At 64.2% G+C, this 24951-nt stretch carries 27 protein-coding genes, 1 tRNA gene and 1 pseudogene; 13 read left to right on the forward strand and 16 right to left on the reverse strand.

Annotation, left to right across the window (positions count from 1 at the left end):
* Positions 1-90 precede the first annotated feature (90 nt).
* A complete protein-coding gene (locus AC27IO_RS04255) occupies positions 91-1632 on the forward strand; it encodes a methyl-accepting chemotaxis protein (RefSeq protein ID WP_498737468.1) in 1542 nt (513 codons plus the stop codon).
* Between the two features lie 94 nt (positions 1633-1726).
* Here AC27IO_RS04255 and AC27IO_RS04260 read toward each other — a convergent pair whose 3' ends face one another.
* Positions 1727-1969: a hypothetical protein gene (locus tag AC27IO_RS04260; RefSeq protein ID WP_498737470.1), complete on the reverse strand. Its 243-nt coding sequence runs from the start codon at positions 1967-1969 to the stop codon at positions 1727-1729.
* 111 nt (positions 1970-2080) lie between these two features.
* Between AC27IO_RS04260 and AC27IO_RS04265 the strand changes: the two genes are divergently transcribed.
* The 4 genes from AC27IO_RS04265 to AC27IO_RS04280 are packed head-to-tail and all read left to right on the forward strand — an operon-like array spanning position 2081 to position 4842.
* Positions 2081-2983: a glutamate ABC transporter substrate-binding protein gene (locus tag AC27IO_RS04265; protein WP_498737472.1), complete on the forward strand. Its 903-nt coding sequence runs from the start codon at positions 2081-2083 to the stop codon at positions 2981-2983.
* A gap of 6 nt (positions 2984-2989) precedes the next feature.
* Positions 2990-3652, forward strand: coding sequence for an ABC transporter permease subunit (locus tag AC27IO_RS04270; protein ID WP_498737474.1), 663 nt, complete (start codon positions 2990-2992; stop codon positions 3650-3652).
* Positions 3649-4449 carry an amino acid ABC transporter permease gene (locus tag AC27IO_RS04275; protein WP_498737476.1) on the forward strand — a complete coding sequence of 267 codons (801 nt, stop codon included), beginning with the start codon at positions 3649-3651 and terminating at the stop codon, positions 4447-4449. The genes AC27IO_RS04270 and AC27IO_RS04275 overlap by 4 nt, the downstream gene beginning before the upstream one ends.
* A gap of 54 nt (positions 4450-4503) precedes the next feature.
* A complete protein-coding gene (locus AC27IO_RS04280; protein WP_498737478.1) occupies positions 4504-4842 on the forward strand; it encodes a hypothetical protein in 339 nt (112 codons plus the stop codon).
* Between the two features lie 88 nt (positions 4843-4930).
* On the opposite strand, the gene AC27IO_RS04285 is transcribed toward AC27IO_RS04280, so the two are convergent.
* From AC27IO_RS04285 to AC27IO_RS04325, 9 genes are all read right to left on the reverse strand, one after another.
* On the reverse strand, positions 4931-5419 hold the full coding sequence (locus AC27IO_RS04285) for a hypothetical protein (RefSeq protein ID WP_498737480.1): 489 nt from the start codon (positions 5417-5419) through the stop codon (positions 4931-4933).
* 2 nt (positions 5420-5421) lie between these two features.
* Positions 5422-6009, reverse strand: a complete 588-nt coding sequence (locus tag AC27IO_RS04290; protein ID WP_498737482.1) for an RHS repeat-associated core domain-containing protein — start codon at positions 6007-6009, stop codon at positions 5422-5424.
* Entirely contained in the window at positions 5990-7225 is a 1236-nt protein-coding gene (locus tag AC27IO_RS04295; protein ID WP_498737483.1) for a transglutaminase family protein, read from the reverse strand. The genes AC27IO_RS04290 and AC27IO_RS04295 overlap by 20 nt, the downstream gene beginning before the upstream one ends.
* A 236-nt stretch (positions 7226-7461) precedes the next feature.
* Positions 7462-8157: an ABC transporter ATP-binding protein gene (locus tag AC27IO_RS04300; protein ID WP_498737485.1), complete on the reverse strand. Its 696-nt coding sequence runs from the start codon at positions 8155-8157 to the stop codon at positions 7462-7464.
* 3 nt (positions 8158-8160) lie between these two features.
* A complete protein-coding gene (locus AC27IO_RS04305; protein WP_498737487.1) occupies positions 8161-8955 on the reverse strand; it encodes an ABC transporter ATP-binding protein in 795 nt (264 codons plus the stop codon).
* Positions 8952-10262, reverse strand: coding sequence for a branched-chain amino acid ABC transporter permease (locus AC27IO_RS04310; RefSeq protein WP_498737489.1), 1311 nt, complete (start codon positions 10260-10262; stop codon positions 8952-8954). The genes AC27IO_RS04305 and AC27IO_RS04310 overlap by 4 nt, the downstream gene beginning before the upstream one ends.
* 4 nt (positions 10263-10266) lie before the next feature.
* Entirely contained in the window at positions 10267-11220 is a 954-nt protein-coding gene (locus AC27IO_RS04315) for a branched-chain amino acid ABC transporter permease (protein WP_284409351.1), read from the reverse strand.
* A gap of 86 nt (positions 11221-11306) precedes the next feature.
* On the reverse strand, positions 11307-12542 hold the full coding sequence (locus AC27IO_RS04320) for a branched-chain amino acid ABC transporter substrate-binding protein (protein ID WP_284401886.1): 1236 nt from the start codon (positions 12540-12542) through the stop codon (positions 11307-11309).
* A 150-nt stretch (positions 12543-12692) separates the two neighbouring features.
* A complete protein-coding gene (locus AC27IO_RS04325; RefSeq protein ID WP_498737492.1) occupies positions 12693-14333 on the reverse strand; it encodes a 3-(methylthio)propionyl-CoA ligase in 1641 nt (546 codons plus the stop codon).
* 187 nt (positions 14334-14520) lie between these two features.
* Between AC27IO_RS04325 and AC27IO_RS04330 the strand changes: the two genes are divergently transcribed.
* The 5 genes from AC27IO_RS04330 to AC27IO_RS04350 all read left to right on the forward strand — a co-directional run bounded on the left by AC27IO_RS04330 (position 14521) and on the right by AC27IO_RS04350 (position 18159).
* Positions 14521-16005, forward strand: a complete 1485-nt coding sequence (locus AC27IO_RS04330; RefSeq protein ID WP_498737494.1) for a protein adenylyltransferase SelO — start codon at positions 14521-14523, stop codon at positions 16003-16005.
* Positions 16002-16415 (forward strand): peptide-methionine (R)-S-oxide reductase MsrB, encoded by a 414-nt coding sequence (msrB, locus tag AC27IO_RS04335; protein WP_272563923.1) that lies wholly within the window; start codon positions 16002-16004, stop codon positions 16413-16415. Before AC27IO_RS04330 ends, msrB begins: the two co-directional genes overlap by 4 nt.
* A gap of 37 nt (positions 16416-16452) precedes the next feature.
* A complete protein-coding gene (locus tag AC27IO_RS04340; RefSeq protein ID WP_487088947.1) occupies positions 16453-17040 on the forward strand; it encodes a septation protein A in 588 nt (195 codons plus the stop codon).
* The gene (locus tag AC27IO_RS04345) at positions 17037-17306 is read left to right on the forward strand and encodes a BolA family protein (protein ID WP_284428701.1); all 270 of its coding nucleotides are present in this window, start codon (positions 17037-17039) and stop codon (positions 17304-17306) included. Before AC27IO_RS04340 ends, AC27IO_RS04345 begins: the two co-directional genes overlap by 4 nt.
* A 67-nt stretch (positions 17307-17373) precedes the next feature.
* Positions 17374-18159: a foldase protein PrsA gene (locus AC27IO_RS04350; RefSeq protein WP_284428702.1), complete on the forward strand. Its 786-nt coding sequence runs from the start codon at positions 17374-17376 to the stop codon at positions 18157-18159.
* Positions 18160-18269: 110 nt separating this feature from the next.
* On the opposite strand, the gene AC27IO_RS04355 is transcribed toward AC27IO_RS04350, so the two are convergent.
* Complete coding sequence (locus AC27IO_RS04355; RefSeq protein ID WP_284428703.1) at positions 18270-19067, reverse strand: acetyltransferase domain-containing protein; 798 nt, start codon at positions 19065-19067, stop codon at positions 18270-18272.
* Between the two features lie 145 nt (positions 19068-19212).
* Between AC27IO_RS04355 and AC27IO_RS04360 the strand changes: the two genes are divergently transcribed.
* Positions 19213-19494 (forward strand): hypothetical protein, encoded by a 282-nt coding sequence (locus tag AC27IO_RS04360; RefSeq protein WP_284428704.1) that lies wholly within the window; start codon positions 19213-19215, stop codon positions 19492-19494.
* A 110-nt stretch (positions 19495-19604) separates the two neighbouring features.
* Here the strand turns inward: AC27IO_RS04360 and AC27IO_RS04365 are convergent.
* Both AC27IO_RS04365 and infA read right to left on the reverse strand, forming a co-directional pair.
* Positions 19605-19681, reverse strand: a tRNA-Pro gene (locus AC27IO_RS04365).
* 73 nt (positions 19682-19754) lie between these two features.
* Positions 19755-20003 carry a translation initiation factor IF-1 gene (infA, locus tag AC27IO_RS04370; protein WP_092739728.1) on the reverse strand — a complete coding sequence of 83 codons (249 nt, stop codon included), beginning with the start codon at positions 20001-20003 and terminating at the stop codon, positions 19755-19757.
* Positions 20004-20452: 449 nt separating this feature from the next.
* Between infA and asd the strand changes: the two genes are divergently transcribed.
* Positions 20453-21304 (forward strand): archaetidylserine decarboxylase, encoded by an 852-nt coding sequence (gene asd, locus AC27IO_RS04375; protein ID WP_498737498.1) that lies wholly within the window; start codon positions 20453-20455, stop codon positions 21302-21304.
* Positions 21305-21371: 67 nt separating this feature from the next.
* Here the strand turns inward: asd and AC27IO_RS04380 are convergent, their stop codons facing one another.
* Positions 21372-21626 carry a hypothetical protein gene (locus tag AC27IO_RS04380; RefSeq protein ID WP_284428706.1) on the reverse strand — a complete coding sequence of 85 codons (255 nt, stop codon included), beginning with the start codon at positions 21624-21626 and terminating at the stop codon, positions 21372-21374.
* A gap of 157 nt (positions 21627-21783) precedes the next feature.
* Here AC27IO_RS04380 and AC27IO_RS04385 point away from each other — a divergent pair, with 157 nt between their 5' ends.
* On the forward strand, positions 21784-23730 hold the full coding sequence (locus AC27IO_RS04385) for a phosphatase PAP2 family protein (RefSeq protein ID WP_498737500.1): 1947 nt from the start codon (positions 21784-21786) through the stop codon (positions 23728-23730).
* Between the two features lie 70 nt (positions 23731-23800).
* On the opposite strand, the gene hutG is transcribed toward AC27IO_RS04385, so the two are convergent.
* Positions 23801-24625, reverse strand: a complete 825-nt coding sequence (gene hutG / locus AC27IO_RS04390; protein WP_284428708.1) for an N-formylglutamate deformylase — start codon at positions 24623-24625, stop codon at positions 23801-23803.
* Positions 24626-24675: 50 nt separating this feature from the next.
* Positions 24676-24951, reverse strand: a pseudogene (locus AC27IO_RS04395) (formimidoylglutamate deiminase); the annotation flags it as partial.

A 24951-nucleotide genomic window follows, 5' to 3' on the forward strand; every position in this document is an offset into this window, starting at 1 on the left:
CGGACGAATCAAGGCAGTGGAAGGTCTTTTGACATTGCCGAGACGCAAAAGAATTCCCAGTCGACCTCTCATCCATTTTTTGGAGCTCCTATGCGGTTTTCAGTTCGTTTGACGGTCTGTTTTGTCGCACCAGCGTTGCTTTTCGTGGCGGCCACCGCAACCAGTGTCTGGGGTGTGGTTCGCACACAAGCGGAGTTCGACCGCTATATGGCGACGCACCAGAAGCTGTCTGACGGTTTGTCGGAGATGTACGCGCAGGGACTTCAATCCGGGCAGGCTTTGCGCAACACGGTGCTCGATCCCGCAAACGCCCGTGGTTTCGAGAACTTGAAGGCGGCCCAGGATGCTTTTCGCAAAACGCTGGCCGAGACAGAGAAAGTCGCTGAAGGCACTCCGTTCGCGAAAAACCTTCGGTCCATTGCCGACTTGCGCAACGCGCAGAACGCAGCAGCCGACAAAGTGTCCGCTTTGGTGAAGACCGACCCCCGTGCCGCATCGGAACTGCTGAACACCGAAGAAACGCCAGCCTGGCGAAAACTGCGCTCCGAACTCATTGAACAACGCGATATCGCCCGAAAAGCGGCTCAGGAAGGCCATGCGATTGCGCAGGCCCGAGGCAATGAAGCCATCGTCCTTGCTGGCACCCTGGCACTTCTGGCAGGGTGCGTTGCCGTGGCCCTGGGATGGTTCATGCATCGCAATGTCCAGCGCGAACTGGGCGGTGAGCCTGCCGATGCCCGTGATGCGCTGCGGCGCATCTCAGCCGGGGATCTTTCTGTTTCCGTGCCCGCTACGAAGCATGTGGGCAGTTTGATCGCTGAACTGGCGCGCATGCAATTGGATTTGCAGCAGTTGGTCGGACATATCCGCCAGGCATCCGACAACATTCAGATCGCCAGCAATGAAGTCGCGGTAGGCAACTTGAATTTGAGCAGCAGGACGGAACAGGCTGCAAGCAGCCTGCAGGAGACGGCCGCTTCGATGGAGGAACTCACCAGCACCGTGGCGCAGAGTGCATCCTCCGCGACGACGGCAACCCGGCTGGCCTGTGCAGCCAGCGATGTCGCGCAGCGGGGCGGAAAGGTGGTCTCTGCGGTGGTGACCACAATGAACGACATCAGCGCCAGTTCAAAGAAGGTTGTTGACATCATCGGAGTGATCGACAGCATCGCGTTTCAGACCAACATCCTCGCCCTCAATGCGGCAGTCGAGGCTGCACGTGCCGGCGAGCAAGGCCGTGGCTTCGCCGTCGTGGCCAGCGAGGTGCGCCAGCTGGCCCAGCGCTCGGCCGAAGCGGCGAAGGAAATCAAGAAGCTGATCGGTGACAGTGTGACCGGCGTTGAGGCCGGCACCCGGCTGGTAGAAGACGCCGGCAATACGATGGCTGAAGTCATGGACAGCGTTCAGAAGGTGAGCAGTTTGATCACCGAGATCAGCGCTGCAGCGAATGAGCAAAACTTGGGCATCGGGCAGGTCAATGTTGCGGTAGGCCATCTCGACCAGATGACGCAGCAGAACGCCGCTTTGGTGGAGGAGTCAGCTGCAGCCGCCGAGAGCCTGAAAGATCAGGCCAATCGTTTGAGCGAAATGGCTTCGCGCTTCCGGCTGGGAGCGGTTGCCATCCCCGCGTAGTCGCGATAAGGGACCGTGGCGTCAACGCGGGTGGCAGTCCTCCCGGTAGAGCGCTTTTCCCAACCGTCCCCTCGATGAAAGGGACTGGGCGTTTCTACACCGCCGCAGCCCCCCAGCCCAGCGGGTGTACTGAGACGGCGGCAACGTGTTCCACCACCTGCATTTGAACCGCACCATCGACACCCGGCAAAGATGAGGAAAAAAGACATTCGGATTTGGCGCCAGAATGTCCGCAAATCGCCATCCACCAATCGTTGGCCGAGCCAGATCTCGAACGCACGCCCATCAAGCCGAAGAACGGCTTCAAAACGCCGAGGCTTTGCAGCGCGGCTTGCATGAACCAGAGAATGGCTCCATCGCTTGCACCAAAACGGACCGACCGGAGCCGCTGGCGTACTCCATAAGTGCTATACATTGATTCACGCAACACACCATTCAAGAGGAACGCATGTCGATCAAATCCCTTCTGAAATCCACCGTGGCGGCCCTGGCGATCGCCACCGGCGGGTCGCTTTTCGCACAGGGCACGCCCATCAACACGGCGGCGTTCGACGCGCTGGTCGCGCAGGGCCCCGTCGCTGACGCGGCCACCATCGCATCCAGCACCTGGGCCAGCAAGATCAAGCAGGCCGGTACCCTGCGCCTGGGCGGCACGCAGACCTCGAACCTGTTCTCGCTGCTCAACGAAAAGGACGGCAAGATGCGCGGCTTCGACGCCGGCCTGGCCCAGCTCATCACGCGCTACATCCTGGGCGACGGGGCCAAGGTCCAGTTCACGCAGGTGACCTCGGCCACGCGCGAGCAGGTGCTCATCAACGGTCAGGTGGACATGGTGTTCGCCACCTATTCCATCACGCCCGCCCGCGCCGAGAAGATCTCGTTCGCCGGGCCCTACTACACCTCGCAGGCCGGCGTGCTGGTCAAGGCGAACAACAAGACCATCCAGTCGCACGACGACTTGGCCGGCAAGAAGGTCGCCACGCAGGCGGGCTCTACGGGCCCCGCGATCCTGGCGCAGTACGCGCCCAAGGCGGCCGTGCAAGAGTTCCAGACCCACCAGGAGGCCCTGGACGCCCTGCGCCAGGGACGCGTGGATGCCTACGTGACCGACCACACGCTGCTGCTCAACGCCCTGAGCCTGGGAACCGGCGACGCCAAACTGGCCGGCGCCCCCTTCGGTGCGCAAGACCCCTACGGCATCGGACTGCCCAAGGGCTCGGACGGCGTGGCCTTCGTCAATGCCTTCCTCAAGAAGATCGAAGCCGACGGCACCTGGGCCAAGCTCTGGACCATTTCCATCGGACAGCGCACCGGCAGCACCGCTGTGCCGACGCCCCCCGCCCTGCCCTGACCCCCGATGGGCGAGGTCTCCCGGCTACTGGCCGACCACGGGCCTGCCTTCGGGCAGGCCCTTTTGCTGACGTGGAAGCTCACGGTCCTGTCGTTCGTGCCCGGCTTCCTGCTGGGCATGGCCGTGACGGTGCTTCGCCTCTTGCCGCTGCCGCCGCTGCGCTTCGTCCTGACCGTCTACGTCGAGATCTTCCGCAACATTCCCACTGTCGCGCTGCTGATCTTCATCGTGTTCGCGCTGCCCGACCTGAACGTGCTGTTCGACTATGAGCCCGCCGTCATCCTGACGTTGACACTGGTCTGCTCCGCGTTCACGGCGGACTACCTGCGCTCGGGCATCAACACCGTCGCCGGCGGCCAGATCGAGGCCGCCCTCAGCCTGGGCATGCGCCCGATGCGCATCGTCTCGGCGGTGCTGCTGCCGCAAGCGCTGCGCGCGGTGGTGCAACCGATGACCTCGCTGCTCATTGCGTTGATGCTGTCCACTTCGCTGGCATCGCAGGTGCCGTTTCCGGGCCGGGAACTCACCACGCTCGTGTCCAAGATCGCCAACGACTCCGCGGCCGGCATGGCCGCGTTCGCAGTGGCCGCCGCGATGTACGTGGCGTCCGGGCTGCTGATCGCCTGGGCCGGCGCCGCCCTGGAAAAGAAGGTGCGAATCCTGCGATGAGCCGCCCCCTCGAAGACATCCTGTTCGGGGCGCCCAGCCCCCGGGCCCAAACCGTCGCGCGTGTCGCAAGCGGGGCCGCGGCGGCCCTGCTGCTCCTGCTGGCGGCGGCGGTCGCGTTCAGGTTCCACTCGGCGGGGCAGCTCGACGCCCGGTTCTGGAAATTCTTCGCCTGGCCCTCGACCTGGGCCTTCCTGGCCAAGGGCCTGCTCGGCACGCTGGCCTCGGCGGCGATGGCCGCCGTCATCGCGCTGACCCTCGGCCTCGTGCTGATGGTGGGCCGCCGGGCGCGGTCGCGGCTCGTGCGCTGGCCCAGCACCGCGGCCATCGAGTTCCTGCGCGGCACGCCGACGCTGCTGCTCATCTACGTGTGCTTTCTGGTACTGCCCTCGGCCGGGATCAAACTCAGCACCTACTGGATGCTGACCCTGCCCGTCGGCCTGAGCACCGCAGCCGTCGTGGCCGAGGTGTACCGCGCGGGCGTGCTCGCCGTTCCCCGCGGCCAGACCGACGCCGCGCGAAGCCTGGGGCTGACCGAGGTCCAGGTCTTTTCCGTCGTCGTCTTTCCCCAGGCGCTGCGCTACATCGTCCCGGCGCTGGTCGCGCAACTGGTCATCGTGGTCAAGGACACCACCTTCGGCTACGTCGTCACCTATGGCGAACTCATGCAGAACGCCAAGGTGCTCATCGCCAACTACCACTCGCTGGTACCGGTGTACCTGGTGGTTGCGGCGCTGTACTGCCTGGTGAATTACGCGATCTCCAGGGCGAGCCAATGGCTGGGGCGGCCGGTGCATTGACGGTCGTCAGCAGCCCGGTGACGGGACGCTCTGCGAGAAAAGGAGAGCGGTCTCGTGGGATTTTCACTCTGCCCGCGGCAACCGATGAAACGCTCTCCATCATTGAGTCGACGACCGGTTCATATTCCTTCCGTGCCGACGATTCATCTCCTGAATGGCGAACATCAACTCGCCGATCAACTCTGCACAAACAATTTCATTTTTCGATTGATAGGCCAGCCCAAACTCTTCTTCATCAGGATCGAAAAACAAAATACAACCATCGCTTCTGGCAATTTTGTAGGCCAGTTTATTCGGCTGATCAAAGATTTTGAAAATCGATACGCCAGTACGGCAGCTTTGGAAATATTGAACCAATGTGAAACACGCGTTGGATTCACAGAAAGCATGTAGGAAATTTTACAATTCGCCTTCTAAAATCTTCATTTAATTATTTGCAATTTTATGCAGCCAGCGAAAAAAATGAAGGGCGAGCATGCAGTTACAGTATAGACGAGAAATCAATGGCACTCCAATTAGCCCCCTTGACGTCCAACCCAAATTTCAATCCATCACTATACTCGTTGATCTCCAACAACAAGTAGTCTTTCATGTCTTCCGACAAAAGACCCATTATTTCCCAGTCCGTAGAACCCAATAAATACTCCACATTGACATCCGCCAATGAATCTATTTTCAAGAGGCCACAGTCAATGGAATTCTCCACCCACAAATACACACTTGAAATATTGACCGCACGCAAATAACTAAATATATTTTTAATCCTATCAGCTTCATGTATTGAAAAATTCAATTCAATTTTTTTCGAATACATCCCTTCGAATACTTGACTGTGGGCGCGGATCCTCTTCGCATCGGCGATGCTTCCTATATCTTTCTCAAAAACGGGCTTTCCCACAATTTTTGAAAGCATTTCAAGATATTTTGAAATGAATATTTTTTTTCTTATTTTTTCAGCATTTGATAACATAATTAATAATCCACTTTGAATTTACTATTCGTCAATGCGGGGCAACCATAGTTGTTATAGCGGACCTGTCCAGTAGATGAATCGATCTTTACTTGACCACCTTCCCAGTGAGGCTGGTTGATATGACTTCTATCAAGAGTTTGTTGCTGTACAGACACTCTTCGAGTTCCGCCACCCGGTGACGGCACATCATAGGAATATTCTCTGCCTGAAGAATTTCTAGACTGTGAAACAGGTTGTTGACTAGTGGGTATGCCAGCTCGGGTCATAACCTCTCTACGCGCTGCGTTAGAGGTGAGGCCACCGCTCATTCCGCCGCTACCACCCACACCTCCCCCATTACCTTCTAGCAGCATCAGATCGAGTGGATCGCGAAATCTTCTAACGAGCCCATCAGGATCGAAATCGGACAATGGGTCGGCATCCACATACACAAAACGATTCCACCCACCATCCAGCCCGATCGGATCGGCCTGTATATACCGTGCTAGTGCAGGCCCTTGTGTCAACAAGCTCAAAAAACTAACAAGCAATATATATTTAAACCATTTCATCGCGATTCTCCCTCTCCTAATTTTGAAATTTTGCATTTGCGCCGTATCCATTTTTGGCAGAAATTTCCAACGGCCGCCAACCCAGCCCATAAGCCCGATCGTAAATTGACTTGAGTTGATCATCCAGTATCAGGAGCCGTGGGCGCTCACTCATCGGTATATCACTGGGACCAGGATATTTTCTAATAAACTCTCGCTTTCGGATTTCCTGCGTCGCAGCTAACAGATTCAGAAGCGCGCAAATGTCATTGGGACTGTATTTCAACAAAAATTGAGCCATCTCGGCATGCCGATAAGGCTGATCCTGCTTTTCATAAAACGCCATCAGCGTTTCTGCCATGGCGACAATGGCCTCTTTCTTGGACATGGGCCGCATGTAAATCCCCGATTTCAAAGCGATATCGGTCATGGGAGACTGCTGGCGCAGCCAGGCGTCCCGCGTAAAGCCGGCGCCGCTGGTCGTTTCCAGGTTGTACAACTTGCCGTCGCTGTCTCGCCATTGCACGAACAGATGGTTGGGGGCGGCCGCCAAGCTGACGTCCAGACCCAGCCGCTGGCCCAGGAAGATGAACAGCAACGGCATCGAGACACAGTTACCCTTTTTTGTTCTCAGGTAGTTGGGCAACAGTTTGTTTTTGATATTGCGTCCGTACGGATCTTCCAGGTCGTACTGAAATGGCCGCCGCTCGTTCCACTCGTTGGGCTGATAGATGTGAAAACGCAAGGCATCCAAGATCAAGCGTTTGGACGCCCCTGTGGGCAGCGTCTTTCGAATCCCCCGCGCCATCTCATTCAATCGTTCCAATGTCGCATCGACATCGACACTGGGGTCCATCATTCGGTCGATGACCAATTTGGCTCTGGACAGGTCGATTTCGGCCTCTGGGGCTTCCAACATCTTCTGGATGATTTGTCGGTTTTCATCCGGCGGTTGGCTCAGCCGCTGGGCATGGGCCATCGAAACCAATGCCAGGAAGAAGATGGCAGATGCCCATCGCGTCAAACGCACCGCCAAGGCCAGCCATTGAGGCGTGGGAGAGGGGCTCGATGCATGTTCCGCCTCGCCCCGTACCCGCCTCGGTCGGGGGCGCGTTGCAAGATTTCGCGGGCCCTGTAATGCACTGCTGCGTTGGGTCTTGCGGCCATGATTGGTGTGCATCCCTGGGCACGCCCTCCTAGACTTGTCCATGGCCGAAGCCAAGACCTGTGCATCGCCGACGTGCACGCACATGGCCGCGCCTTCTGCGCTCATTGAAACCTCCCCGTTTCATCTTTTTTGTTGGGGCGGATGTTAAAGGCAGAGCGGCCGGCGCGGGCCAAAAATGCATGCCAAATATTAACTATTTGTTAACCATCGATCAGTGTGTTGCTTGCGATGGTTTTGAGTGGCTTTTGTCGCGCGAATGCTCGTGGGCGTCCTCCATAGGCCAGAGGAGCCCTCAGCGGGACAGGGTGGCAGGTTGCGTCAAAAGCAACCCCACCCGCCCCTCACACCTCCAGCCACTCCTTGCGCACATAACTGTTCTCGCGCAGGCCCTGCGGTGTACCCTCGAAAACGATGCTCCCATGCCCCATCACCAGCGCCCGGTCGGAGATGGTCATGGCGATGGTGAGCTTTTGCTCGATAAGCAGCACCGAGATGCCGCGCGCCTTGATCGCCATGAGGTACTGCCCCACCAGCTCCACGATCTTGGGCGCCAGCCCTTCGGTGGGCTCGTCGATGATGATGAGATCGGGGTCGCCCATGAGCGTGCGGCACAGGGTGAGCATCTGCTGCTCGCCACCCGACATGACGCCGGCTTCGGTGTGCTGGCGCTCCTTCAGGCGCGGGAACATGCCGTACATGTCGTCGAAGCTCCAGCGGCTGCCTTTGCCCTTGCCCTTCTGGCCCAGCAGCAGGTTCTGGTGCACGGTCAGGTTGGGAAAGATGTCGCGGCTTTCGGGCACGTAGCCCAGGCCCAGGTGCGCGATCTCGTAAGCTTTCTTGCCATCGAGGCGCTGGCCCTTCCATTCGAGCGTGCCTTCCCAGTCCACCAGGCCCATGATGGCCTTGGCGGTGGTGGAGCGGCCCGAGCCGTTGCGCCCCAGCAGCGCGACGATCTCGCCCGGCTGCACGCCGAACGAGACGCCGTGCAGCACGTGGCTCTTGCCGTAGTAGGCGTGCAGGTTGTCGAGCTTGAGCATGGTTCAGTGTCCTTCCGCCTGCTGCGCTGCCGCCACGGCCGAGCCCAGGTAGGCCTCCTGCACGCGCGGGTTGGCGCGCACGGCCTCGGGGGTGTCGAAAGCGATCACCTCGCCGTAGACCACCACGGCGATCTTGTCGGCCAGGCCGAACACCACGCCCATGTCGTGCTCCACGGTGAGCAGCGTGCGGCCCACCGTCACTTCCTTGATGAGGCGGATGAAACGCGCGGTCTCGCTCTTGCTCATGCCGGCAGTGGGCTCGTCCAGCAGGATGACGTTGGCGCCCCCGGCGATGGTGATGCCGATCTCCAGCGCGCGCTGCTCGGCATAGGTGAGGTTCATGGCCAGCGTGTCGCGCTTCTTGTCCAGGCGGATCTGCTCCATGAGCTGCGTGGCGCGCTCGTTGGCATCGTGCAGGCGCGAGAGAAAGCGCAGGAAGGTGTAGCGGTAGCCCAGGCTCCACAGCACGCCGCAGCGCAGGTTCTCGAACACGCTGAGCTTGGGAAAGATGTTGGTGATCTGGAAGCTGCGCGACAGTCCCATGCGGTTGATCTCGTACGGCGCCTTGCCGTCGATGCGCTGGCCATTCAGCAGCACCTGGCCGCTGGTGGCGCCGAAGCGTCCGCTGATGAGGTTGAACAGCGTCGACTTGCCGGCGCCGTTGGGGCCGATGATGGCCACGCGCTCGCCCGGGGCCACGCACAGGTTGGCGCCGCGGATGATCTCGGTCTTGCCGAAGCGCTTGTGCAGGTCGCGCAACTCCAGCGCGTAGGGGGTGTTGATGGGGGTCACGCTCATGCGGCCTCCCCCCGCTTGATGTCCTGCTCGATGGCTTCCTGGATGGCGCCCCATTGCTGCAGGAACTGGCGCCGCACGGTCTCGAACAGGCCGAGGCCCACCAGCAGCACGAAGCCCGCCCCGAACCAGCTGGACAGGGCCCGCGCGTTCAGCGTGGCGCCGAGAAAGTTCATCTGCGGCCCGAGCGCCGAATTGAGCTGCAGGTGGTAGGTCATCTCCACCATGCAGGCCGCGCCCAGCACCGCCACCAGGGCCGTGCCGCCCAGGGCCAGGTACGACACCCACAGCGTGCGCAGCCGGCCGTACTTGGCCACGCGCAGGTTCATCATGATCAGGCTGGCGATGCCGCCGGGCGCATACATCACCATGAACAGGAACACGAGGCCCAGGTACAGCAGCCAGGCCTTGGACAGCTCGGACAGCAGCACCGAGGCGAAGACCAGCAGCACCGCGCCGATGATGGGCCCGAAGAAGAAGGTGGCCCCACCCAGGAAGGTGAACAGCAGGTAGCCGCCCGAGCGCAGCACGCTCACGCTGTCGGCGCCGGTGACGATCTCGAAGTTGATCGCCGCCAGCCCCCCGCCCACGCCCGCGAAGAAGCCCGCGATGATGAAGGCGAAGTAGCGCACGCGCTGCGTGTTGTAGCCGATGAACTCCACGCGCTCGGGGTTGTCGCGCACCGCGTTCAGGATGCGGCCCAGCGGCGTGCCGGTGAAGGCGAACATGAGCGCGGTGCACACGAAGCAGTAGGCCGCGATCAGGTAGTACACCTGGATGGCCGGGCCGAAGGTGATGCCCATGAACCCCTTGCCGTACACGCGGTCGGTGGTGATGCCGCCCTCCCCGCCGAAGAACTCGGGGAACATCAGCGCCATGGACGCCACCAGCTCGCCGATGCCCAGGGTGATCATGGCGAAGGTGGTGCCCGACTTCTTGGTGGTGACGAAACCCAGCAGCACGGCGAAGAACAGCCCCGCCAGCCCGCCCACGAGCGGGATGAACACCAGCGGAATGGGCACCGCGCCCTTGCCGGCCAGGTTCATCGCATGGATGGCGATGAACGAGCCCAGGCCGGTGTACACGGCATGGCCGAAGCTCAGCATGCCGCCCTGCCCCAGCAGCATGTTGTACGAGAGGCAGATGACGATGAGGTAGCCGATCTGCGACAGCATGGTGAGCGCCAGGCTGCTGGTGAACAGCATGGGCGCCACGATGAGCGCGGCCGCGAACAGGCCCCAGATGACGATGCGCCCGATGTTGAGCGGCTTGAACCGGTAGGCCGGCGGCGAGGAGGTGTGGGAGCGCATGGGTTCAGTCCTCCCGCGTGCCGAGCAGGCCCTTGGGCCGGAAGATGAGGATCAGCACCAGCAGCAGGTACGGCAGGATGGGCGCCACCTGCGACACGGTGAGCTTGAGCAGCGGCCAGCCGAAGGTCTGCTCGGTCACCGCCATGCCGGCCGCGCGCAGCGCATGCGCCAGCGAATAGTCCAGCGCCACCGCGAAGGTCTGCAGCACGCCGATCAGCAGCGAGGCAAGGAAGGCCCCGGCCAGCGACCCCATGCCGCCCACGACGACGACAACGAAGATGATCGAGCCCACCGAGGCCGCCATGGCCGGCTCGGTGACGTAGGTGTTGCCGCCGATCACGCCCGCCAGCCCGGCGAGCGCGCAGCCGCCCCCGAACACCAGCATGAACACGCGCGGCACGTTGTGGCCCAGCGCCTCGACCATGTCGGGGTGCTTGAGCGCGGCCTGGATCACCAGGCCGATGCGCGTGCGGGTGAGCAGCAGCCACACGGACAGCAGCATCAGCAGCGCCACCAGCATCACGAACGACCGCGACTTCGGGAACTGCGTGCCATACAGCGTGAAGAGCGGCCCCTGCAACTGCGCGGGCAGGCCATAGGGCACGGTGGAGCGGCCCCACACCAGCTGCACCACCTCCAGCACCAGGTACGACAGGCCGAAGGTCACCAGCAGTTCGGGCACATGGCCGTACTGGTGCACGCGGCGCAGCGCGTAGCGCTCGAACGCCGCACCGAGCGCGCCCACCAGCAGCGGCGCCACGAACAGCGCCACCCAGAAGCCGACCAGGCCGGACAAGGTGTAGGCGATGTAGGCCCCCAGCATGTAGAAACTGGTGTGGGCGAAGTTGAGCACGCCCATCATGCTGAAGATGAGGGTGAGCCCCGAACTGAGCATGAACAGCAGCAGCCCGTAGCTGACGCCGTTGAGCAGCGAGATCACGAAAAACTCAAGATTCATCGAAGAACAGCGCCCGCACGGTTAAAAAAAAGAGCCCGAGGAACCCCGGGCCCAAGGTCTCACAGCAATGAAATCGGATGCCCGGATCAGGAGGGCCGCTTCATCTGGCACGAGGTGGGCGTGCTGGCCACGTAGGGCTCGTAGTACTTCACCGGCACGAAGGTGTAGCCGGTATTTTCCGCATCGTTGGGGTACTTGCCGCCGGCCTTCTCCCATTTGGAGACGAACAGGCCCTGCTGCAGCTGGTGGTCGCTCTTGCGCATCTCGACCTCGCCGTTGAAGCTGTTGAACTTCATGCCCTCCAGCACGGGGGCCACCTTCACCGGGTCGGTGGACTTGGCCTTCACGAAGGCGGCATCCAGCATGGCGAAGGCGTGGTACACGGCACCGGTGTACATGTCGTCGTTGAACTTCTTCTTGTACTCGGTGACCACGCGGCCGATGTCGCCGGGCAGGTTCAGGTGGTTGTACGACACCATGTACACGCGCCCCGCCGCCGCCGCGCCCATGGCCGTGGGGCTGCCCGTCACGCCGCCGTAGTAGGTGTAGAAGTTGACGTTGGCCAGCCCCGCATCGTTGGCGGCCTTGATGAGCAGGGCCAGGTCCGAGCCCCAGTTGCCGGTGATCACGCTGTCGGCGCCGGACTGCTTGATCTTGGCGATGTAGGGCGCGAAATCGCGCACCTGGGCCAGCGGGTGCAGGTCGTCGCCCACGATCTGCACGTCGGGCCGCTTGCGCGCCAGGTTCTCCTTCGCGAACTTGGAGACCTGCTGGCCGTGCGAGTAGTTCTGGTTGATGAGGTACACCTTCTTGACCTCGGGCAGGTCCTTCATGAAGGTGGTCATGGCCTCCATCTTCATCGAGGTGTCGGCATCCAGGCGGAAGTGCCAGTAGCTGCACTTGCTGTTGGTGAGGTCGGGGTCCACGGCGGCGTAGTTGAGGTACATGACCTCCTTGCCGGGGTTGCGCGCGTTGTGCTTTTCCAGCGCGTCGATGATGGCCAGCGCCGGGCCGGAGCCGTTGCCCTGCACCACGTAGCGCGCGCCCTGGTCCATGGCAGAGCGCAGGGCGCTGGTGGTTTCCTGCGGGCTGAGCTTGTTGTCGATGCCGATGATCTCGAACTTCACACCCGCCGCGTTCTTCTTGTTGAACTCCTCCGAGAGGAACTGGAAGCTCTTGAGCTGGTTGGTCCCCACCGCCGCCATGAGGCCGGACAGCGGGTCGAGCCAGGCGATCTTCACCGTGTCGCCCTTTTGAGCGAACGCGCCGCCAGCGCTCACCAGGATTGCGGATGCAGCTACAGCCTTGATAGCAAATCTCATCGCTTGTCTCCTCTTGGGTTCTTGAATGGAACAGGGCGCAGCGTAAGGCACGCCACAGAGGAGATGCTCAGGGATTCACCCTATCCGCTATCCCGCATGCGACTGGGCGGCGGCCTCTCGCGGCCACCCCCCTCGCCGCATCGGCGTGCGTCACAGGCCCGGCAGGCGGTAGTCCTTGAGCTGCTCGCGCAGCTTGGCCTTGAGCATCTTGCCCGTGGCGCCGATCGGGATCGCGTCCACGAACAGCACATCGTCCGGGATCTGCCACTTGGCGGTCTTGCCCGCGTAGAACTGCAGCAGTTCCTCGCGCGTCACCTCCGCGCCCGGGCGCTTGACCACCGCCACGATGGGCCGCTCATCCCACTTGGGGTGCGGCATGCCCACGCACGCGGCCATGGCGACGGCCGGGTGGGCCATGGCGATGTTCTCGATGTCGATGGAGCTGATCCACTCGCCCCCGGACTTGATCACGTCCTTGCTGCGGTCGGTGATCTGCATGTAGCCGTCGGCATCGATGGTGGCGACGTCGCCCGTGGGGAACCAGCCGCGGCCCTGCGCATCGGGCACCAGCGGATCGCCCTCGCCGCGGTAGTAGTTCTCGACGATCCATGGGCCCTTGACCAGCAGGTCACCATAGGTCTTGCCGTCCCAGGGCAGTTCGTGGCCGTCGCCGTCCACGATCTTCATGTCCACGCCGTAGATCGCGCGGCCCTGCTTCATGAGGATCTGCATCTGCTCGCCGCGCGGCAGCGCCAGGTGCTTGTTCTTGAGCGAGCACAGCGTGCCCAGCGGGCTCATCTCGGTCATGCCCCACGCGTGCAGCACGCGCACACCGTAGTCGTCCTGGAACGACTGGATCATGGCCGGCGGGCAGGCCGACCCGCCGATCACGGTGCGCTTCAGTTGGCCGAAGCGCAGGCCACCCGCCTTCACGTGGTTGAGCAGCATCTGCCACACGGTGGGCACGCCAGCGGCGAAAGTCACGCCCTCGGCCTCCATCAGCTCATAGACCGATTTGCCGTCCAGCGCCGGGCCGGGAAAGACCACCTTGGCGCCCACCAGCGGCGCCGAGTACGGCAGCCCCCAGGCATTGACGTGGAACATCGGCACTACGGGCAGCACCGCATCGCTGGCCGACAGGCCCATCACGTCCGGCAGCGCGGCGGCATACGCGTGCAGCAGGGTCGAGCGGTGGCTGTAGAGCACCGCCTTGGGGTGTCCGGTGGTGCCGCTCGTGTAGCACATGCTGGAGGCGGTGTTCTCGTCGAACGTGGGCCACACGTAGGTGTCGGGGGCTTCGCCGATCCAGGCTTCGTAGCTCAGCAGGCCGGGGATGCCGCTGTCGGCGGGCAGCTGGTCGGCATCGCACAGCGCCACCCACTGGCGCACCGTGGGGCACTTGGCGTGCACGGCCTGCACGATGGGCAGAAAGGTCATGTCGAAGCACAGCACCCGGTCTTCGGCGTGGTTGACGATCCACGCGATCTGCTCGGGGTGCAGGCGGGGGTTGATGGTGTGCATCACCCGCTCCGAGCCGCTCACGCCGTAGTACATCTCCATGTGGCGGTAGCCGTTCCAGGCCAGGCTGGCCACGCGGTCGCCGGCTGCCAGGTCCATGCCGTCCAGCACATTGGCCAGCCGCCGCGCCCGCACCGCCATGTCGCGGTAGGTGTAGCGGTGGATGTCGCCCTCGAAGCGGCGCGACACGATCTGCACGTCGCCGTGGTGGCGCTCGGCGAATTCGATCAGCGTGGAAATCAGCAAGGGTTGACTCTGCATCAGGCCCAGCATGTTGGCTCCTTGGGTTGTCGTTGTGAATGGTTCCGCGGCATCCTACCGTGCGCCCTGTGTGCTGCCGCCCTGGGGGCGCCACGCACCGCGCCCGCATCTGTCGCCAGCTTGACAGCCGCCGCCGCGGCCCCGGGCGCCCAAGCCCCCTCGCCGCGCGTGGCAAAGCGGGTCGGAGACAATTCGGCAGATGAACGCCCCCCTTCCCACCGCCGCGACGGCGCCCGCGTCCAGCCTCGAATGGCGCAACGGCTTTGCAGCGCTGGGCCCGGATTTCTTCACCGAACTGGTGCCCACCCCCCTCCCCGCCCCGCACTGGGTGGCCACGAGCCTGGATGCCGCACAGCAGTTGGGCGTGCCCGCCGCCTGGCTGGCCTCCGACGCGGCGCTGCAGGTGTGTTCGGGCAACGCGCTGCTGTCGGGCATGCAGCCATTGGCCACGGTGTACAGCGGCCACCAGTTCGGGGTCTGGGCGGGGCAACTGGGCGATGGCCGCGCCATCCTGCTGGGCGAGACCGACGGCGGCCTGGAGGTACAGCTCAAGGGCGCCGGGCGCACGCCGTATTCGCGGGGGGGCGATGGCCGTGCCGTGCTGCGCTCGAGCATCCGCGAATTCCTGTGCAGCGAAGCCATGCATGCGCTGGGCGTGCCCACCACGCGGGCGCTGGCCCTGACCGGCTCGCCCGCCCCGGTGCAGCGCGAGGTGGTGGAGACCGCCGCCGTCGTGACCCGCACCGCGCCGAGCTTCATCCGCTTCGGGCACTTCGAGCACTTCGCGGCACGCGACCTGCTGCCGCAGCTGCGCACGCTGGCCGACTACGTCATCGACCGCTACTACCCGGAGTGCCGTGGCCCGGACGCGCCGGGCGGCAACCCCTACGCCGCCCTGCTCCAGACGGTGAGCGAGCGCACGGCGGAACTGCTCGCCCACTGGCAGGCGCAGGGCTTTTGCCACGGGGTGATGAACACCGACAACATGAGCATCCTGGGCCTCACGATCGACTACGGGCCCTTCCAGTTTCTCGACGCATTCGTGCCGGGCCATGTGTGCAATCACAGCGACACGCAGGGCCGCTATGCCTTCAACCGCCAGCCCAACGTGGCCTACTGGAACCTGTTTCGGCTGGGCCAGGCGCTGCTGCCGCTGATCGAGGACGTGGCGCTGGCGCAGGCAGCGCTCGCGTCCTACCAGACCGCGTTCCCGGCCGCGTTCCTGCAGCGCATGCGCGGCAAGCTCGGGCTGCAGGCCGTCCACGACGGCGACGCTGCGCTGGTGGACGGCCTGCTCAACCTGCTCGCCCAAGGCGGGGTCGACTACCCCATCTTCTGGCGGCGCCTGTCGCATGCCGTGGCCAGCGGCGACTTCGAACCCGTGCGCGACCTGTTCATCGACCGGGCGGGCTGGGAGGCGTGGTTGCTATCATTTTCAGAGCACCCAGGGCAATCAAATCCCCGGCATATGGCCGATTCGATGCTGAAATGCAATCCGAAATTCGTGCTGCGCAACCACCTGGGCGAGCAGGCCATCCGCGCGGCCACGCAAGGCGACTTCGCGCCGCTTCACACCCTGCAGGCCCTGCTGGCCGAACCGTTCGACGAACACCCGGGCCACGACGCCTGGGCCGACTTCCCGCCCGACTGGGCTTCCTCCATCGAAATCAGCTGCTCATCATGACCTTTCCCATCAAAAAGACCGATGCCGAATGGCAGGCCCTGCTGCAGAGCAAAGGCGCCGAGCCCGTCGCCTGGCAAGTCACCCGCCACGCCGCCACCGAGCGCCCTTTCACCGGCAAGTACGAAGCGCACTGGGCCGACGGCAGCTACCACTGCGTGTGCTGCGGCGCCAAGCTGTTCGACTCCGGCACCAAATTCGACGCCGGCTGCGGCTGGCCCAGCTTTTCCGAGGCGGTGCCGGGCTCGATCAAGGAGATCGTGGACCGCAGCCATGGCATGGTCCGGACGGAGACGGTTTGTGCACAATGCGGGGCCCACCTCGGCCACGTGTTCGAGGACGGCCCCGCCTCCACCGGCCTGCGCTACTGCATGAACTCCGCATCGCTCGATTTCGAGCCCGGCTCCTCCTGAACGGCGGCAACGCCCGCCCACGCTCCAGCCCTCCCCCATGAAACTGCTGATCGACTTCTTTCCCATCATCCTGTTCTTCGCGGCCTTCAAGCTGTGGGGCATCTACACGGCCACGGCCGTGGCCATCGCCGCCACCGTGCTGCAGATCGGCTACCTGCGGTACAAGAACGGCAAGGTCGAGCCCATGCAGTGGGTGAGCCTGGGCGTCATCGTGGTGTTCGGCGGCGCCACGCTGCTCTCGCACAGCGAGACCTTCATCAAGTGGAAGCCCACCGTGCTGTACTGGCTGATGGGCTCGGCGCTGCTGATCGGCCAGCTGTTCTTCCGCAAGAACCTGATCCGCTCCCTGATGGGCGCGCAGATGGAATTGCCCGACACCGCCTGGCGCACCGTGAACTGGAGCTGGACCGGGTTCTTCGCCGTGATGGGTCTGGTCAACCTGTGGGTGGCCTACCGCTTCGACACCGACACCTGGGTCAACTTCAAGCTGTTCGGCGGCATCGGGCTGATGGCGGTGTTCGTCATCGGCCAGGCTTTGTACCTGAGCCGCTATATGAAGGAAGACGACACCAAGGCCGTGCCCAAGACCACGCCCGAGGCGGCCCGCAAGGACGTGCAGCCATGACGGCGCTGGCCATCACCGCCGAGGCCATGGAGGCCCGGCTGCGGGAGCGGCTGAACCCTTCCGCGCTGCAGGTGCTGGACGAAAGCGCCGCCCATGCAGGCCATGTCGGGGCCAACGGAACGGGTTTCGGCACCCATTTCCGGGTGCGGATTTCGTCACCTTTGTTTACAGGCAAACCCCGCGTGGCACAACATCGCCTTGTGTATGATGCGCTGCAAGAATTTATTGACCAGGGCGCTCACGCCATAGCCATTGAAGTTCTTTGATCCGGCCCTATTTGTCGGACTTGCGGCCCAAACGGCTGCAACTCATTTCCTTTTTGTGGACTCCCCAATGAAGAAAAAGCTCTTGTCCGGCCTCGTGGCCGCTGCCGTGCTGGGCGCGACGGCCTTTCCCGTCTACGCTCAAAACCTCGCCGTTGTGAATGGCAAGGCCGTTCCCAAGGAACGCGCCGAGGTCCTGAAGCAGCAAGTGGAACGCTCTGGCCGCCCCGTGACCCCCGAGGTCGAAGGCCAGATCAAGGAAGAAGTGATCGCCCGCGAAATCTTCTTGCAGGAAGCCCAGAAGCGCGGCCTCGAAGCCTCGCCCGACTACAAGGTCCAGATGGAACTGGCCCGCCAGACCATCCTGATCCGCGAACTGTTCGCCGACTACCAAAAGGCCAACCCCGTCACCGACGCCGAAATCCAGGCCGAATACGACAAGTTCGTTGCCGCCAACACCGGCAAGGAATACAAGGCCAGCCACATCCTGGTGGAAAAGGAAGACCAGGCCAAGGCCATCATCGCGTCCATCAAGAAGGGCGCCAAGTTTGAAGACATCGCCAAGAAGCAGTCCAAGGACCCCGGATCCGGCGCCCGTGGCGGCGACCTGGACTGGTCGGCTCCGAGCAGCTACGTGGCCGAGTTCACCGAAGCGCTGGTCAAGCTGAACAAGGGCCAGATGACCCAGACGCCGGTCAAGACCCAGTTCGGTTGGCACATCATCCGCCTGGACGATGTGCGCGAAGCCAAGCTGCCCAAGCTGGAAGAAGTGAAGCCCCAGGTGGCGCAGCAACTGCAGCAGCAGAAGCTGGCGAAGTTCCAGGAAGAACTGCGCACGAAGGCCAAGATCGAATAATCGCTCTTAGCCGGCGGATTGGCAGTCACCTGCCGAGCCGACACGCTCTCGTCTCGACGCGGCCTCACGGGCCGCGTTCTGCTTTTGGGACCGGGCCTTTTCCCCTTTTCCTAGGAACGGCCCAGTACCCAGGATGCCGCCATGAGCAGGCCGATCATGACTGGCTGGTGCAGCATGTAATAGCTCAAGCTCCAGCGCCCCAGCACCGCCAGCGGCGACAGCCCCCGGGGCAGAGTGGCCATCATCCATTGTGGGCGCTGTTGCAGCACCCATTGCCCGCTCGCCAGGCCCCACCACATCACGCCCAGCCAGGGCAGCACCGGCACGTAGTCTTCGGTGAAAGGCTTGCGCGACACCAGTCCCAGCCAGTTGAGCGCATAGCCGTTGAACGTGGGCGCCCCGGCCGCCAGCGGCCCCTCCGTCAGCGCCCACCCTGCGACAGAGGGAAGTGCCACGGCCATCGCGCCGGCAGGCCAGAGCCAGGCGCCCCACCCCGCCGTGCATCGCGCGACGAGGAGCATGGCGGCCATCCCGTGCAAGACGCCGAAATGGATGAAGCTCTGCGGAAACATCAGGGATGACCCTGCGGTGACCAGCAGGGCGCATCCCACGATCTGCAGCCAGCGCTTGAAGAAGCGGGCCCATCCGAGGCCCTGCTGCCAAGCCAGTGCCTGCCCCAGCCCCGCGCAAAAGAGAAAGAGCGCCACGATGGCTGTCCGCTGGGTCGTCCAGAAAGGATCGGCACGGAAATTCTGCGGCCAGTACCCAAAGTGGCTGAGGTCGAAACAGAAATGGAAGACCGTCATCCACACCATGGCCACGCCCCGCAAGGCGTCCACGCCCTCCATGCGCGCCCCGCCGGTGCGCGTAGAAGAGCCAAAGGGGGAAAACGGACGGGACGTTGCCATGTGCTTTGGAAGAGTGGGAAATGGTGGAGCGATCGGTCCAGGCGCTGCCATGGCTGAGCCTCAGGGTGGGCCTACCGTGGTGCTGGATGCAATTTCAGCTTGTTGGCCTTATGGCCCCGTTCTAGCATGGGACCGAGGAGGCATTATGGACAATCATCCACAAGCAGAAATAGAACTGCTGCGCGAGGAAATCAGAACGCTCAAAAGCGCACTCGCCAACGTCACGACCCAGGTGCAACCGCTGAATATGCTGGCCCAGGCCCTGGTGATATTGCACCAGGAGCCTGCAGCATTGCGCATGGTGTTCGAGCATGCGACTCCCGAAGCCAGCGCGCCGGATTTACCCTTCCTCATGGAAGAGGAAGAAGCGGAGCGGTTGGCACACCAGCGCGAATGGATCCTGAGACTGCTCCGCACCCGGGGCTGACCTTCTCGCGCCTGCCATGGACGCGGGAAACTGCAGCAAAGGAAATACTGGAGAGGGAAATTCAAAAAGACAAAAGGGGTCAGGTCAAATGACCTAACCCCTTGAATCAATGGTCGGAGCGGCGGGATTCGAACTCGCGACCCTCTGCTCCCAAAGCAGATGCGCTACCAGGCTGCGCTACGCTCCGACAACTAGTATTCTAACCCTGCATCACAGCCGTATTTGGAAGATTCAAGGAAATTTGCCAGTTTTTTTCCAAATCACCGCGACGAAGGACCCGGGCCACGGCCTGGGAGGTGGCGGAAGGTGATGCGGCCCTTGGACAGGTCGTAGGGGGACATTTCCAGCGAGACCTTGTCGCCGGCAAGAATGCGGATGTGGTGCTTGCGCATCTTGCCGCCGGTGTAGGCGATCAGTTGATGGCCATTGTCCAGCGTGACGCGAAAGCGGGAATCGGGCAGGACTTCCGTCACGGAGCCCTGCATTTCAATCAGTTCTTCTTTGGCCATGATTTCAAGTCAATCTTCAAACAGTAATAGGAGGTATCGGGGCCTGCGCGAAACTGCAACCGGAATGTCGGCCCATCTCGCAAGAGATCCAGGCGCGGTGCACAGCAAGCGGGGGTGGTCACTGCGCCCCATGGCGCATCGGTCGGAAAAGGCCGGCGGGGCGGCTTCCACACACAGCAGCGGCAGCGAGGCGCTGCGCAAAACCGCACCATTGTAACGTAGTAAGGAATCGTGTGGAATAGTGCCGATACACCACTGCGCCGCTCCCCGGCCCATGCACCGGGCCGGTTGCACCCCGTGGTTATGGCTTCGATTTGACAGCAGCCCCGACTGACTTCGTTTCGGCATCTGGCGCCAGATGGCCTGCGCATGCAGCGTCAAGGCGCACGGCGGGCCCGCAGGCGCGCTCGGTAGAATGCCTCGCACCCCAACCGCTCAGGAAGTCCACCTTGTCAGACCGCCTTGCCGTACTGCCTCAATATCTACTTCCCAAACAGGCGCTGACGGCGCTGGCGGGGCGGCTTGCACGGGCGCAGGGCGGCCCCCGCACCACGGCCGCGATCGAGCGTTTCATTGCCCGTTACCGGGTGGACATGAGCGAGGCGGTCGAGCCCCGCCCGGCCGCATACGCCACGTTCAACGACTTCTTCACCCGCGCCCTGCGCCCCGGTGTGCGCCCGCTCGCCGCGGCGGCCGCGGTCTGCCCGGTGGATGGGGCGATCAGCCAGTTCGGTCCCATCGACCAGGACCAGATCTTCCAGGCCAAGGGTCATCGCTACTCGACCACGGCCCTGGTGGGCGGCGATGCGGCGCTGGCCGCGCAGTTCGACAACGGCAGCTTCGCAACCATTTACCTGAGCCCCCGCGACTACCACCGCATCCACATGCCCTGCGACGGCACCTTGCTACGCATGGTGCATGTGCCGGGCGACCTTTTTTCGGTGAACCCGGTCACTGCGCGGGGCGTGCCCGGCCTGTTCGCGCGCAACGAGCGCGTGGTGTGCGTGTTCGACACGCCTTTGGGAAAGATGGTGCTCGTACTGGTGGGCGCGACCATCGTGGGCAGCATGGCCACGGTGTGGCACGGTCAGGTCAACCCGCCGCGCAGCGGCGAGCTGCGCCACTGGGACTATGCCGACCGGCAGATCGTGCTGCGCCAGGGCGAGGAAATGGGCCGCTTCCTGCTGGGCTCCACCGTGGTGCTTCTGTTTCAGCGCGGTGCGGTGCGGTTTTCGGAGCAATGGGCCCCTGCCCGGCCCGTGCGGCTGGGCGAGGCCATGGCCGAGCGGCCGGCCGGCTGAGCGATTGGATGACCCAGGCCTGAGTCGGCCGGCCCGGCTTTTGCATGAAGCGGGATGCCGGGAGACTTCAGCGCTTGCGCACGGTGGTGAACGCGCTGGGTGCCAGGAAGAGCCGGCTGGGGGAGACGGACGCCTCGTGGCCCACGAGGTAGATGGCCAGTTCCTGGCGGCGCAAGGCCACGTGGCTCACGGTTTCCCACTGGTCGCCCATGCGCACCGCGGTGCCGGGCCGAAACAGCGGCATGTGAAAGAACTCTCCCCATCCAGGCAGGGCTGCGGGCTTTTCCGCGACCGCAGGCGCGAGGGTGGGGGCGATGTCCATGGCGCATGCTACTCCGCCGCGGCCCTTTGCGGGGAAATGATTGGCGTGCGGCGTCATGGCGCTGTCACAGCGCGACCCTAGAGTGCAGCCGCAGCAGGCCGCGAGCGGCCTGCGCACACCCGTTTTCGCCCTCGCCTTTCCAACCTGCCTGCTCCCCATGACGCTGCCCCTGCCCCGACGCACCCTGATCCTGGCGCTTGCCGCCGCATTCGCGCTCTCCGCCTGTGGCGGCGGGGGTTCCGATGCCGCACCACCGGATGCGCCGCGCGGCCTGGGGTATGCCGATTCGGCGCCGGTGCCCAATGAATCGACCACGCCCCCGTTCGTGGACTTCGCCTTCACCAACCAGCGCGGCGATGCCCGCTACGCCACGCTGGCCACCAACGCCGGCGTTCGGGTGCTGTCAGGCTTTCTCGACATCTGGAAGCCCAGCACGCTGCTGGTGGATGCCGGCGTCACAGCCGATGCCAACGGCGCCTTCCCCGCGATCAAGCCGGCAGCCTGGACCGGCATTCCCGGCGACTCGACCGACGGCACGGTGCTGAACGCGCAGGTGCACACCCGCAACATCCAGTACGTAGTGGACGCCACGGCGCGCCGCACCGCGGCCCAGGAACGCCTGGCCTACGAAGACGACCGGCGCGGCAAGGCCTACAGCGTGACCGATGGCCTGGGCCCGTTGACCAATGCATGGCGCACCGCGGCGCAGCAAAAGACCAGCATTTCGGGCATTCCCGCGGATGCGACCACGGTGCTCTACAACGACACCGGCAACAACGCCGGCGTGGGCGGCAGCGCCAATGCGGGCTTCGGCACGGTGGTGGACTTCATCGGCGGCATCGGCGACAACGGCTCGACCGAGCCAGCCAAGCGCTTCTACAAATACGCCCGCCCGTGGCGCTGGAGCGCCAATGTGCAGATCGTGCCGGCCCTGGTGCCCGCCAGGAGCACCACCCCAGCCACCGACGGCGGCTTCACCAGCGGCCACACCGCCGAGGGTGTGCGCGATGCCATCGCCATGGCCTACCTGGTGCCGGAGCGGTTCCAGGAAATGCTGGCGCGCGGGCTGGAGTTGGGCGAAAGCCGCATCCTGGCCGGCATGCACTCGCCCCTGGATGTGATCAGCGGCCGCGTGCACGGCCAGGCCGTGGCGGCCGCCAGCATCGCCACCGGCGCGAACGCGCCGCGCAAGGCCGCTGCCGTGGCCCAGGCCCGCAGCACGCTGATGGCGGCGGTGGGTGCGCGCACGCCGGAGGAATTCCTGCAGATCGCCCATTCGCAGGCCACCACGGCCGACCGTTTCGCCGACCGCGCCACCAACCAGGCCGAGTACCTGCGCCGCATGACGTTCGGCTTCGCCCCCATCGGCGACACCACGCGCCCGGCCGTCGTGCCCAAGAGCGCCGAGGTGCTGCTGGAAACACGCTTCCCCTACCTGGATGCGGGCCAGCGCCGCGTGGTGCTCAAGACCACCGCGATCGCCTCGGGCTACCCAGTGCTGGACGACGCCGAAGGCTGGGGGCGCCTGAACCTGTTCGCGGCCGGCGACGGCTACGGCGCCTTCAACGGCGACGTGGCGGTGACCATGGACGCGGCGCAGGGCGACTTCAACGCACTGGACGCCTGGCGCAATCCCATTGCGGGCGCCGGCAAGCTCACCAAGCGCGGCAGCGGCACGCTCGTGCTGGCGGGCGCGAACCGCTACACCGGGGGCACGGAAGTGGCCGCGGGCGCCGTGCGGGCCGACAGCAGCAGCGCGCTGGGGCAAGGCGACGTGTACCTGAGCGGCGGCACGCTGATCGGCAACACGTCGGCGGAACTGGCCATCGGCGGCGCCTTCACCCTGGGCAGCAGCAGCACGCTGGAACTGCGCGTGGGCGCCAACGGCGCCGGCCAGCTGCAGGCCGCCGGCCCGGTCACGCTGGCGGGCACCCTGCGCATCGCCTTCCGCTCGGGCTTCACGCCAACGATCGGATCGACCCTCACGCTGGTGCGTGGCGCCCCGGTGCGCGGGACGTTCGGCAGCATCACGGTCAACGGCTTCAAGGTCACGCCCATCTATCTGGACGATTCCGTGCAACTTCGGATCGACGCGGCGGCCTGACGCCGCGGGCGCCGCACCGCCCCTTCTTCCCGCGGTGCGGCCGGCGCGTAAGGCCGCTCCTGGCGCGGCCTTACGCCCGCACCCGGGTGCGGGCAAATTGCAGCGCCGCCTCCAGCATGCGGTGCAGCACGGGCTGCACGCCGGCCGCCACCTCGGGCAGGTAGTGGAACGGCAAGGCTTCCTGCATGTAGCTGCACTGCGTCATCTCCAGCTGCACCGCGTGCACGTTGCGCGCGGGATCGCCGTAGTGCCGCGTGATGTGGCCGCCCTTGAACCGGCCGTTGAGCACCGCGGTGTACGCCGGGTCGGACTGCCCGATGCGCAGCAGCGCCTGCGCCAGCGCCGGGTCGCAGCTGGCCCCTTCGGCCGTGCCCAGGTTCAGGTCCGGCAGCTTGCCCGCGAAGAACCTCGGCAGCACGGAGCGGATGGAATGCGCATCCCACAGCATGGCCACGCCATGGGCGGCGCGCAGGCGCTCCAGCTCGGCGGCCAGCTGCGCGTGGTACGGCGCCCAGATGGCATCGCGGCGCGCGGCGATCTCGGCGTCGTCCGGCGCATCGCCCGCCTCCGCGTAGATCGGCGTGTCGTCGAAGGTGTCCACCGGGCAAAGGCCGGTGACGCTCTGGCCGGGGTACAGGCTGGCGCCGTCCGGCGGCCGGTTCAGGTCGATCACATAGCGCGAGTGCGTGGCCACCAGGATCGAGGCGCCGAGGTCGCGGGCAAAGCCGTAGAGCCGCTCCAGGTGCCAGTCCGTGTCCGGCACCTGACGGGCCTCGTCGGTGAAGCGCGCGGCGATGTCCGGGGGCACATGCGTGCCCACGTGGGGCATGGACACGAGCAGCGGCGCGGTGCCCTGGTGGAAGGTGAAGGGTGGCGGGGAATGGGTGGCGGTCATGCGATCGGGTCTGCGTTGGGGGCTTCGAAAGCCGAGGGCCGGCCGGTCGGTCAATGCCCGGCGCGGGTGATGGTGGCCGTGCGGGCCGCCACGAAGGCGGCGGCGGCACGGTCGTGCAGCGCGTGGCGCCCCGCAACGACGCGCGGCGTGCCGGCGGTCCAGAGGCTGTGCAGCGCCGAGGTGCGATGGCTGCCGAACACGTGCGCGCCCAGCATGCTGTCGGGCGGCAGGCCCTGCAGCGCGATGTGCTGCGCATCGAGCGCCACCAGATCGGCACGCTCGCCCACCGCGATGCCGGCCGGAGCGCCGGGCGTGCACCGGCCGCT

The sequence above is a fragment of the Acidovorax sp. KNOB132 genome, from assembly GCF_057541515.1.

Bases quoted from the DNA above. Each gene is read 5' to 3' on its own strand.
- AC27IO_RS04255 (WP_498737468.1), top strand. From the start codon at position 91: ATGCGGTTTTCAGTTCGTTTGACGGTCTGTTTTGTCGCACCAGCGTTG.
- AC27IO_RS04260 (WP_498737470.1), bottom strand. From the start codon at position 1,969: ATGCAAGCCGCGCTGCAAAGCCTCGGCGTTTTGAAGCCGTTCTTCGGC.
- AC27IO_RS04265 (WP_498737472.1), top strand. From the start codon at position 2,081: ATGTCGATCAAATCCCTTCTGAAATCCACCGTGGCGGCCCTGGCGATC.
- AC27IO_RS04270 (WP_498737474.1), top strand. From the start codon at position 2,990: ATGGGCGAGGTCTCCCGGCTACTGGCCGACCACGGGCCTGCCTTCGGG.
- AC27IO_RS04275 (WP_498737476.1), top strand. From the start codon at position 3,649: ATGAGCCGCCCCCTCGAAGACATCCTGTTCGGGGCGCCCAGCCCCCGG.
- AC27IO_RS04285 (WP_498737480.1), bottom strand. From the start codon at position 5,419: ATGTTATCAAATGCTGAAAAAATAAGAAAAAAAATATTCATTTCAAAA.
- AC27IO_RS04290 (WP_498737482.1), bottom strand. From the start codon at position 6,009: ATGCAAAATTTCAAAATTAGGAGAGGGAGAATCGCGATGAAATGGTTT.
- AC27IO_RS04295 (WP_498737483.1), bottom strand. From the start codon at position 7,225: ATGAGCGCAGAAGGCGCGGCCATGTGCGTGCACGTCGGCGATGCACAG.
- AC27IO_RS04300 (WP_498737485.1), bottom strand. From the start codon at position 8,157: ATGCTCAAGCTCGACAACCTGCACGCCTACTACGGCAAGAGCCACGTG.
- AC27IO_RS04305 (WP_498737487.1), bottom strand. From the start codon at position 8,955: ATGAGCGTGACCCCCATCAACACCCCCTACGCGCTGGAGTTGCGCGAC.
- AC27IO_RS04310 (WP_498737489.1), bottom strand. From the start codon at position 10,262: ATGCGCTCCCACACCTCCTCGCCGCCGGCCTACCGGTTCAAGCCGCTC.
- AC27IO_RS04315 (WP_284409351.1), bottom strand. From the start codon at position 11,220: ATGAATCTTGAGTTTTTCGTGATCTCGCTGCTCAACGGCGTCAGCTAC.
- AC27IO_RS04320 (WP_284401886.1), bottom strand. From the start codon at position 12,542: ATGAGATTTGCTATCAAGGCTGTAGCTGCATCCGCAATCCTGGTGAGC.
- AC27IO_RS04325 (WP_498737492.1), bottom strand. From the start codon at position 14,333: ATGCTGGGCCTGATGCAGAGTCAACCCTTGCTGATTTCCACGCTGATC.
- AC27IO_RS04330 (WP_498737494.1), top strand. From the start codon at position 14,521: ATGAACGCCCCCCTTCCCACCGCCGCGACGGCGCCCGCGTCCAGCCTC.
- msrB (WP_272563923.1), top strand. From the start codon at position 16,002: ATGACCTTTCCCATCAAAAAGACCGATGCCGAATGGCAGGCCCTGCTG.
- AC27IO_RS04340 (WP_487088947.1), top strand. From the start codon at position 16,453: ATGAAACTGCTGATCGACTTCTTTCCCATCATCCTGTTCTTCGCGGCC.
- AC27IO_RS04345 (WP_284428701.1), top strand. From the start codon at position 17,037: ATGACGGCGCTGGCCATCACCGCCGAGGCCATGGAGGCCCGGCTGCGG.
- AC27IO_RS04350 (WP_284428702.1), top strand. From the start codon at position 17,374: ATGAAGAAAAAGCTCTTGTCCGGCCTCGTGGCCGCTGCCGTGCTGGGC.
- AC27IO_RS04355 (WP_284428703.1), bottom strand. From the start codon at position 19,067: ATGGCAACGTCCCGTCCGTTTTCCCCCTTTGGCTCTTCTACGCGCACC.
- AC27IO_RS04360 (WP_284428704.1), top strand. From the start codon at position 19,213: ATGGACAATCATCCACAAGCAGAAATAGAACTGCTGCGCGAGGAAATC.
- infA (WP_092739728.1), bottom strand. From the start codon at position 20,003: ATGGCCAAAGAAGAACTGATTGAAATGCAGGGCTCCGTGACGGAAGTC.
- AC27IO_RS04380 (WP_284428706.1), bottom strand. From the start codon at position 21,626: ATGGACATCGCCCCCACCCTCGCGCCTGCGGTCGCGGAAAAGCCCGCA.
- AC27IO_RS04385 (WP_498737500.1), top strand. From the start codon at position 21,784: ATGACGCTGCCCCTGCCCCGACGCACCCTGATCCTGGCGCTTGCCGCC.
- hutG (WP_284428708.1), bottom strand. From the start codon at position 24,625: ATGACCGCCACCCATTCCCCGCCACCCTTCACCTTCCACCAGGGCACC.